The following is an 8,658-nucleotide window of genomic DNA, read 5'->3' on the forward strand; positions in this document are numbered from 1 at the left end:
CCCAGGCTGGCGACCGGGCGGTGGGGTTGATGAAGGCCGCGGTGCAAGCCACCCAAGGGCCGGAAGTTTTGGGCGGCACCGGCGGGTTCGCGGGCCTCTATGATGCCACGGCCGCGGGGATGAACGCCATGCGCCGTCCGCTGTTGGCGACGTCTACGGACGGGGTCGGCACCAAGATTGAGCTGGCCAAAGCGATGCGGATCTATGACACTATCGGTCAAGACCTGGTGGGAATGGTCGTTGACGACCTCACCCCGGCGGGGGTGCGGCCCTTGTTCATGACCGATTACATTGCCTGCGGCCGGGTCGTCCCCCAGATGATTGCGGCCGTGGTTGAAGGCATCGCCCGGGCTTGTCAGGCGGTGGATTGCGCGCTGGTGGCGGGCGAGACGGCCGAACACCCCGGAGTGCTGGGAACTGAAGATTTTGATGTGGCCGGAGCAGCGACCGGGATTGTGGATGCGCCTCGATTGCTTGGACCCCAGCGGGTTTGTGCCGGAGACCTGGTGGTCGGTTTTGCTTCCAGTGGCTTGCATTCAAACGGGTATTCCCTGGTACGCCGGATTGTGGCTGACGCGCGGGTGGATTGGAATTCCTCGATTCCCCAGTCTTACGGGGTGACGGCTCCCAGCGGCTCGCCCTTTGCTGAAGCTGCTGATTATTCTGTGGGCTTGGCCTGCCTGGAACCGACCCGGCTGTATTCCCAGCTGTGTTTGGAACTGGAGAATTCGGGCTGGCTCGCCGCTCGCCAAGCCGGCGATTTTGCCGGGGAACTGGACGGAAACCGGGTTCACGCGTTTGCTCACGTGACCGGAGGCGGTTTGGCCGCGAATCTGTGCCGGGTTATTCCCGCCGGCCTGCACGCGGTAGTGGACCGTTCGACCTGGCAGGTGCCGGGGATTTTCCGCTACCTGATGGATTTGGGCGGGGTGGACGTGACCAGTGCCGAGGACACCTGGAACCTCGGCGTGGGTATGGCGGCTATCGTGCATCCTGATTTCGTGCCCGCCACCATCATGGCGGCACAGGTAGCCGGCATGGAGGCTTTTGTCATGGGACGTATCAGCGATGGTGTTCCCGCAGGTGAGCGCCAGATTTCCGGGACTAAAGGGGTCGCCGGAGGAACTGTAGCCATGCTCGGTGAATACCGGTTTTAAGCCCGGGCTACTGTGGGCGGCGTGACTATAGGGGGAATATAGCCCGATTGCTGCCATTATTGGCAGCTACCCGGCTATATTCCCCCTATAGTGACAAAAAATCTGTTTACCGGTGGCGACGGCGCAGCTTTGCCAGCAACAATACGCCAGCTACTACCCCCGCCGCGATGCCCAGTTTCTTTTGCGAATCCACGTCGCCCTCTACCGCATCGGTGAAGGTCGACTTGGCAAGCTGTGCAAAATCCTGGGCTTTGGCCTTGGCTTCTTTGACCTGATTGGCCGGACGCAGCCGATTCACCAGCTGGTCTACGGTCTGACCCATGTCGGAGCGGGCGGCTTCAATCTGACGCTCGATTTCCTCCGGGCTACCGGTAAACTCTGTTTTCTCCGCGTCGTTTTCGCTCATTTTTCCGCTCCTAAATCCGGGCGCTTGATGGCGGCCTTCAGGGTTTCTACGTCCTTCTTGACGTGCTTTTGAGGTTCGGGGATGTTGTCTTTAGCGCGTTTTGCTGCGGATAGCCCAATCAGGGCCCAAATCACCGTCAGTACCAGCAAAACCGCCGCGGTGAGCAAAGCGCCCCACGCAGCTAAACCGGTCAGCGCCGTAAACCCATAGAACATAGCTTTGATCAAATAACCGAGCATGAACAGGGCAAACACGCCGGCACCGGCCAACAATCCCGCGGCCAAACCGAACCGGGACCCGGCTGCTTTGGCTTGGGCTTTCATCAACGCGACCTCAGCCCTGAACAGGTCAGAAACCTGGGTGGAAAACCGCGCAAACAGCGCCCCCAGCGATAATTTCGGTTCTTCTACAGCCATAAGGGCCTCCTCGTCAACGTCACTTAAAACCTAGTTTACTATTTTCACAAAATCCTCGTTTAGGAAGCCAGAGTCGCCATCAACTCCGGGGTCCGCACAGTTTTGCGAACCGGCCACGATGCCGCTAAAACCGCCAAAATGACAGCTGCCGCAACGAAACCGAGCTGGCCCAGCACCGGAATTCCCCATGCGCTCAGCCCAAAGTCCCGCAGCATCCACCGCCACAGCATTCCGATGACCAGTCCGGAAATCCATCCCAGCCCCGCACCCAGCAACGCCAGGAAAAATGCTTCCCAACGCAGCGAAGCCCGCACTTCCCGCGGGGTTAGCCCCAGCACCCGCAGCAGGGCGAAAATTTGCCGCCGTTCTATCATCGCCAGCGCCAAAGTGTTCACAATCCCCAGAATGGCGATGACGATGGACAGTCCGAGTAGCGCGTACATCAGCCACAGAACCTGCGTGGTGGTTTGCGACAGGGCGTGAGACAACTCAACCGGGGTATAGACCCGGTAGACATAGAACTGATTCAGACTGTGCTGTATCTGGTTTTGAATCTCACGGATTTCAGACGGGGCGGCCGCGGCGTTTTCACTCTTTAGGTTCACAAAAATATACTGGAAAGCGAGGGATTCAGGGGCTGCAGCCTGGCGCAGATACTGCGGATCGAGGAAAATCGCCGCGTCCAGCAGGGTGGAATGCACTATCCCGGCGACTTTGGTGGAATAAATCCCGCGGGGACCCGTCACCGTAATCGCATCCCCCACTTTCCACCCTTCCCGGGCGGCATCACGGGCGTTCACCAGGGCTCGGCCGTTCGCCAAGCCCTTCACGTCACCAGTCTTAACCTGCAGGGAGACCAGGTTGTCGGCTTGGTCCGCGGTGATGCCGGCGACAGTGAGGGACCGCGTGGGATCTTGGTCGAGCCGCACCAGCATCGGGGCGCTAAAGATGTCGGCGTCTGCGGAGCGTACCCCGTCCACTTTTCGCAGCGCCGCAACGGCTTTCTCCACGTTCGTGGAAGGCTGCAGCGAGGCTACGACCAGGTCAGATTGAACTTCCTGGGTCACCCCGGACTGCAGGGACTTGCGGGCGGAATCAGCCAGGATTCCGCCGGTGGTGGCGATGGCTATGCCAAGGACCAGGGCGGCGGCTCCCAGGGAGGTGCGGCGCGGGTAGCGGCGCAGGTTGCGCAGCGCCAACAGCGCCGGTAAGCGCTGCCCGCGCCTAAATAAGGCGGAAAAAAACCACAGGAACGGTCGCAGCAAGACCGGGGTCAGACATAGCACGCCAGACAGCCCCAACAGCGTTGCCGCCATGCCCAGCACTGCCGCCTGCGTCCCCACTTCTGACCGAGACGCTTCCAACAATGCCACCGCGCCGAGGCCAATGGCCACGACCAGGACTAACAGCCCAAAAATCGTGACTCCGCGCCGGCGTCCTTCCGGGACGGGAGCGCTGGCAGCCAAAGCATCCAGCGGGGTCATGCGTCCGGCCCGCCAAGCCGGAATGAAACAGGCCACCACGGTAATGAAAACCCCCAGCGCCACTATCGCCAGGGCCCTCCAGAGCCCCAACGGCACACCGGAAGTGAACACCCACCCTTGTGCAGTGAGAACCTGGCGGATCCCCACCACCAGGGCCAGCCCCACTCCTTCGCCCAAAACGGACCCAATCAGCCCAATCAGCAGGGCTTCGCCGACCACCAGCATCCGCAGCGCGTGAGGGGTGTAGCCGGCAGTGCGCAGCATTCCGAGCATTCGATAGCGGGAGGCGACCAGGATCCCGAAAGTGTTGGCAATCAGGAAAGCGCCCGCCAGCAGCGCCAGCGCCACAAACGCCAGGGCCAGCAGGTTCACCAGACTGACCGTGCGAGCCACCGCCGCGGACTGTTGGGCGCGTAGCGCGGCCCCCGTCAGGATGACCGCATCGGGACCGACCGCGTCTTGGACGCGTTCCTTGACATTGTCCGGGTCGGCCGCGGGCGCCACATGGATGCCGATGAGCTTGATTTTGCCGGTAGGAGAAAACCAGGTTTTTGCGTCCTTACCGTCCACGAAAGCCAAGGTGGCGGTGCCCAGCGGGTCTTTGAACTGGGCGAGGCCCACGACTTTCAGCCGGTGGGTGGCTCCGCCCCAAATCAGGGTGGCAGTTTGGCCGGTTTTCAGTCCGGCGCGCCGGGCCGTACTGAGTTCCAGCATGACCTCTTTCGGTCCCTGCGGCAGGCGACCCGCCGCGACTTCCGGTCCTGGCGGATAGGGAAAAGCGCCGTGCACCAGGGTCGGGGTGAGCCCGATTGAGACGGGGTGTTTCGCCTGGTCCAGCAGGACTGCCTGGCCCTCATATTGGGGAACCGCGTGGGCGACCCCATCGGCCGCTTCGATAATTGGCACAAGTTCGTCGCTGACGCTGCCGCGCGCTGCCAAGTCTGGCGTGACAGCGTCTTTCGTGGGTGGTGCCACGGCATAGAGGTCCCCGGAGAGCGTTGCCGTCACGGAAGACTTGGCCGCGTCAGTCATCAGGTCGGTTATCCCCAAAGTGGCGGTCAGGAATGTTACGCCCAGCACTACGGCAAACACGGTGGGGAAAAAGCGGGAGCCGCGGCGGGTCATTTCGCGCCAAATGAGTTTCCACATGGCGTTTACCGGCCTTTAGTGGGATATTTCAAGGAAGGAGTGCGCAAGTTCGGGGGGAAGGTTTCCGTTGGGTCCGCGCCGGGGACGGGGACAGCTGGGGTGTCCGGGGTTGCCGAGCCGGGGGTGCGCCCCAGGTTTCGCAGATCGTCTTGCAGAGTCGCCGAACGGGCTTCTGCCTGGGCTAACATGGCGTCTGCGCGGGCGATGAGCAGTTCTTGGTCGGGAGTTTTCCCGCGGCTGGGCAAGTTCGGATTTCCACCGTAAGGGGTTGACGAGGCCGCGGTGTCGCGAGGGGTTCGTGCTGCAAGTGCCGAATCCGAAGGGCGCGAGTCGTGCGGCGCGGCGGTTTCCTGCAGGGTTTCCGTGGCGTCGTTGATGGCTGCGCCCGAAGCGGCCAAGAGTTTTTCCGCCTGTTCAATCATGGCTAGCAGCTCGTTCTTGCCTTCGGCTTCGGCCAAGTGGGGGTCGACGGCGGGGCGGCGCGGCCGGCGCGGCCTTTCGCGGGTCGGCTCGGGTTTCGGTTGCGGTTCGGGTTCTGGCTCTGGCTCGGCGAAAAATTCCGGTTGCGGTTCGGGCTCAGCAGCCGGGACTTCGGTCGAGGGCGCCGTGTTTGATTGCGCGGCAAGTGACTCAGGGAACTGCGGGTGTAGCGAATCAGGTTCAGCGGAGTCCGCCGGGACCGTTTCGGGGGTAAACGCCTCGGACAAAATCCGGGACGAAGCCGAACTGGGCACCAACGTGGGAGGATTATCCGCCCAAGCGTCCGTGGTCGGCGGCGCGACCGGCGCGGCCACATCCGGGGGAAGGACCGGTGTCGAAGCCGTTGGTGCGGACTTCTTCGCAGCGATACCGCCCAAAATCGGACGGCGCGACAAGGGGGGTGTCCCCGAGTCCCCTGCACCGCTAACGGTAGGCGCGGGCTTGTCCGTAAAATCGAACGGATTAAACCCGGTATCACCGTAATCTGTGGGGTCAGAATCTTGTGCGGTGTCGTAACTGTCGTCAGCCGACTCGGCGGACCCGGCAATCACGGAATCAAAGGTAGCGTTGTGTTCGCCCGCCGCAGCGGAGCTCCAGCCCGCCTCAGAGCTGGCAAAGCCGGAAGCGAGCGGTTTACCCAATAAATCATTAGTGTCGTCCGGGGAATCGGGGCGCGCCACGGACATACTGGGCCACTTGAAATCGCCACGAGCCAGGGAATCTGCCAGTTCGTTCGGCTCGGGGTTTGCCTCGGCGATGCCGAGGTTTGCAAAAGTGAGGGCAGTATCGCGTTGGCGACGCGACGGGGGAGGAGGCGCGGGGGCAGGTGTCGGGCTGGATTCGGGGGCGGTATGCCCGACTGGGAACGCGCTTTGTAAGTACGGGGAGATGGAGGAAGGCTGCGTGTCCGGTGCCGATTTTGGCAAAACCGCGGCTTCCTCTGTGGGCGATTCCACCTGTTCAGAGTCGGTTTCCTCTTCAATTTTTGGCAAACTCATGACGGCGGTTAGATCCTTTTCCAACGCCTCCGGATCAACGTCACGTAGAGACTGGGGCGCGCCCAGTTGTCCCGCGCGTTTCCGCGCTTGCCGCACATCGCCGAGATTTTGCTCCGCTTCGAGGATGGTTTCGCGGGTCGGGTTCTCCAGTTGGCCGACGATTTGGCCGTCAAACAGGAACAGTACCCGGTCTGCGTATTTCGCGGCGTCCGGTTCGTGGGTGACCATGATGACTGACTGTTCCCAGTCGCGCGCGGCCGCCCGCAGGAACGAAAGAACCTGTGCTGATGAAGCCGAATCGAGGTTTCCGGTCGGCTCATCAGCGAAAACGACCTCCGGGGCGGTCAGCAACGCGCGCGCGCAAGCCACCTTTTGCTGTTGCCCTCCGCTCAGTTCGGAGGGGAAGGCGCCCAGCCGGGATTCCATATCCAGCTCTTTGACCAGCGCTTTTAGCCGGCGTCGATCCGGAGAATGGCGGCGCACCATCGCTGACAACTCGATATTTTCCGCAACGTTCAACGTGGGCACCAAGTTAAATGACTGAAAAATAAACCCGATTTTGTCGCGGCGAAACCGGGTCAACTCTGCGGCATTCAGCTGAGACAGGTCACGTCCGGCAACCTTGACCGTCCCGGATTGAAACGAATCCAGCCCTGCCAAAATGTGCAGCAAAGAGGATTTCCCGGACCCGGAAGGCCCCATAATGGCGGTGAACTGGGCGCGGGGAAAATCAACGTCCACGTTATCCAAAGCTGTGACAGCGCGCTCCGTATCGGCCTGACCATAAATTTTAGTCAGACCGCGGACGCTGATGAGAGGATTTGAGACCGGAGAAAGCGTGGTGGAAAATCTCGGTGATGCCGCAGCGGTTTGATTGACCAAGTTTCGCCTCCTTTCTCTGCATTCTTTCATATTTGCCGCCAGGGTGCCGGTTTCCACGCCCGAAGGAAGTTCAACTCAATACCAACGGTTGATGCGCTGCCAGCGGGCGAGCGGAGGGCAGAACCATACGGTCTTGATACGATTTTACAAAATGGCATGAACTGGGAAAAAGTCCCACGCGGTAACGAAAAATGGTCGGACAATGTTTTTTCACGGTTTGTGCGGTGCAGTCTACAATGGCAGGATGCCTGGAAAAGCACGAAAACCCGTTCCTGCGCCCCTGATTTTCTTTACCGAAGGCGTCATTCAGTATGTGGGAGCTGGCTTCGCGGTGACGCTGTTTGCCCTGATGGGGACGTTAACCGTGGCTTGGTTGCGGACTGTCTTTGCGGCAATAATTTTGCTGGCGTGGCGCCGGCCCTGGGGTGCCCGGGCGCTCACTCGCAGCGGCTATGTGTGGTCCTGCCTGTTCGGAACCGCCCTGGTCTGTATGAATATGACATTTTACGAGGCGATTGCGCGGCTTCCCCTGGGGACTACCGTTTCCGTAGAGTTCCTGGGGCCGGTCATTTTTGCGGCCATCGGCATCACCGGCTGGCTGGGCAAGTTCTCGGTCCTGTTGGCGTTCTCTGGCGTAGTCATGATTGGCGGGCTGGGCCTGGACATGGGCAATCCGACCGACCGGATGGGCCTGTTCTGGGCGCTGGTCGCCGGGGGAATGTGGGTCGCCTACATGGCTTTGGGCCGCAAAGTTGCGGTTTTGGGTCGCGGCATCGATTCCTTGTCCGTAGCCCTGGCCTTCGGTTCGTGCCTGCAGCTGCCCCTGGCCTGGCCTGACATCCACGTTGCGTTCAGCTCGTGGTACGTTTTCAGCCTGGCCCTGCTGATGAGCATGTGTTCCTCCTTTGTGCCTTACATCCTGGAACTGGTGGTGCTGCGCGATGTTTCCGCCGCCATTTTCGCGCTGCTCTCAGCGTTGTTGCCGGTAACGTCCCTGCTGGTGGGGGTGATTATGCTGCGGCAGTTTCCGAGCTGGCCAGAAGTGGGCGGCCTAATTTTGGTATCGGTAGCGGTGGCGATGACCTATCGGCGCGACCCCGCCGATACAGCCGCCCCTACCCCTGCTGAACAGACGGACTAAACTAGGCTTATGACCGGATTCTCACAGCGTTTGCAAGCCCTCTCCCAGCGGGTCGCCGCGGCGGCCGCGGCCGCGGGACGCGATGGCAAGTCAATCCGAATCCTTCCGGTCAGCAAAACCCACCCGGTTGCGGACCTGCGCGAAGCTCTCGCCGCGGGAGTGAGCGAATTCGGGGAAAACAAACCCCAAGAACTGGCCGCGAAAGCTGCGGAACTCGGCGCGAACCTGGGCTTGGGCGCTGACGGGAACGAGGCAAGTCCCCGCTGGATCCAAATCGGCAACCTCCAGCGCAACAAAGCGAAACTCATCGTTGCAAACGGTGCGGAACTGCAATCCTTAGATTCCGCGAAACTGGCACAAACCCTGAACCGGCTACTTGACCAGGCGGGACGGACCCTAGAAGTCATGATTGAAGTCAACACTTCCGGTGAGGACGCGAAACACGGGATTGCGCCCGAAGAAACCCTGGAGCTGGCGCGGCTGGGCATTTACCAGCCCCCACCGCCCCCCCTCGGCCTTTTTGGGGGGGGGCGCCGCCCGGGGGG

7 protein-coding genes are annotated in these 8,658 nt (G+C 61.4%); 3 read left to right on the top strand and 4 right to left on the bottom strand.

The window, feature by feature from the left end; all coding sequences use genetic code 11:
• Window positions 1–1,157 (top strand): phosphoribosylformylglycinamidine cyclo-ligase (gene purM / locus AC5LBQ_RS08895; protein WP_493265256.1); only part of this gene is annotated, 1,157 nt, incomplete at its 5' end.
• Window positions 1,158–1,263: 106 nt separating this feature from the next.
• On the opposite strand, the gene AC5LBQ_RS08900 is transcribed toward purM, so the two are convergent.
• From AC5LBQ_RS08900 to AC5LBQ_RS08915, 4 genes are read right to left on the bottom strand one after another with little or no spacing between them, the layout of a single operon-like run.
• Entirely contained in the window at window positions 1,264–1,563 is a 300-nt protein-coding gene (locus AC5LBQ_RS08900) for a DUF3618 domain-containing protein (protein WP_493265257.1), read from the bottom strand.
• Window positions 1,560–1,979: a phage holin family protein gene (locus AC5LBQ_RS08905; protein ID WP_493265258.1), complete on the bottom strand. Its 420-nt coding sequence runs from the start codon at window positions 1,977–1,979 to the stop codon at window positions 1,560–1,562. Before AC5LBQ_RS08905 ends, AC5LBQ_RS08900 begins: the two co-directional genes overlap by 4 nt.
• A 59-nt stretch (window positions 1,980–2,038) precedes the next feature.
• A complete protein-coding gene (locus AC5LBQ_RS08910) occupies window positions 2,039–4,612 on the bottom strand; it encodes an FtsX-like permease family protein (RefSeq protein ID WP_493265259.1) in 2,574 nt (857 codons plus the stop codon).
• A 5-nt stretch (window positions 4,613–4,617) separates the two neighbouring features.
• Complete coding sequence (locus AC5LBQ_RS08915) at window positions 4,618–6,972, bottom strand: ABC transporter ATP-binding protein (protein ID WP_493265260.1); 2,355 nt, start codon at window positions 6,970–6,972, stop codon at window positions 4,618–4,620.
• 244 nt (window positions 6,973–7,216) lie between these two features.
• Here AC5LBQ_RS08915 and AC5LBQ_RS08920 point away from each other — a divergent pair, with 244 nt between their 5' ends.
• Window positions 7,217–8,113, top strand: coding sequence for an EamA family transporter (locus AC5LBQ_RS08920; protein ID WP_493265261.1), 897 nt, complete (start codon window positions 7,217–7,219; stop codon window positions 8,111–8,113).
• Window positions 8,114–8,122: 9 nt separating this feature from the next.
• Window positions 8,123–8,658: alanine racemase (locus AC5LBQ_RS08925; protein WP_493265262.1), on the top strand; the 536-nt coding region annotated here is incomplete at its 3' end.

The organism is Mobiluncus sp. (assembly GCF_985070215.1).

What these genes read in the sequence shown, in the direction of transcription:
- AC5LBQ_RS08900 (WP_493265257.1), bottom strand. Translation starts at nt 1,563, where the DNA reads ATGAGCGAAAACGACGCGGAGAAAACAGAGTTTACCGGTAGCCCGGAG.
- AC5LBQ_RS08920 (WP_493265261.1), top strand. Translation starts at nt 7,217, where the DNA reads ATGCCTGGAAAAGCACGAAAACCCGTTCCTGCGCCCCTGATTTTCTTT.
- AC5LBQ_RS08910 (WP_493265259.1), bottom strand. Translation starts at nt 4,612, where the DNA reads ATGTGGAAACTCATTTGGCGCGAAATGACCCGCCGCGGCTCCCGCTTT.
- AC5LBQ_RS08905 (WP_493265258.1), bottom strand. Translation starts at nt 1,979, where the DNA reads ATGGCTGTAGAAGAACCGAAATTATCGCTGGGGGCGCTGTTTGCGCGG.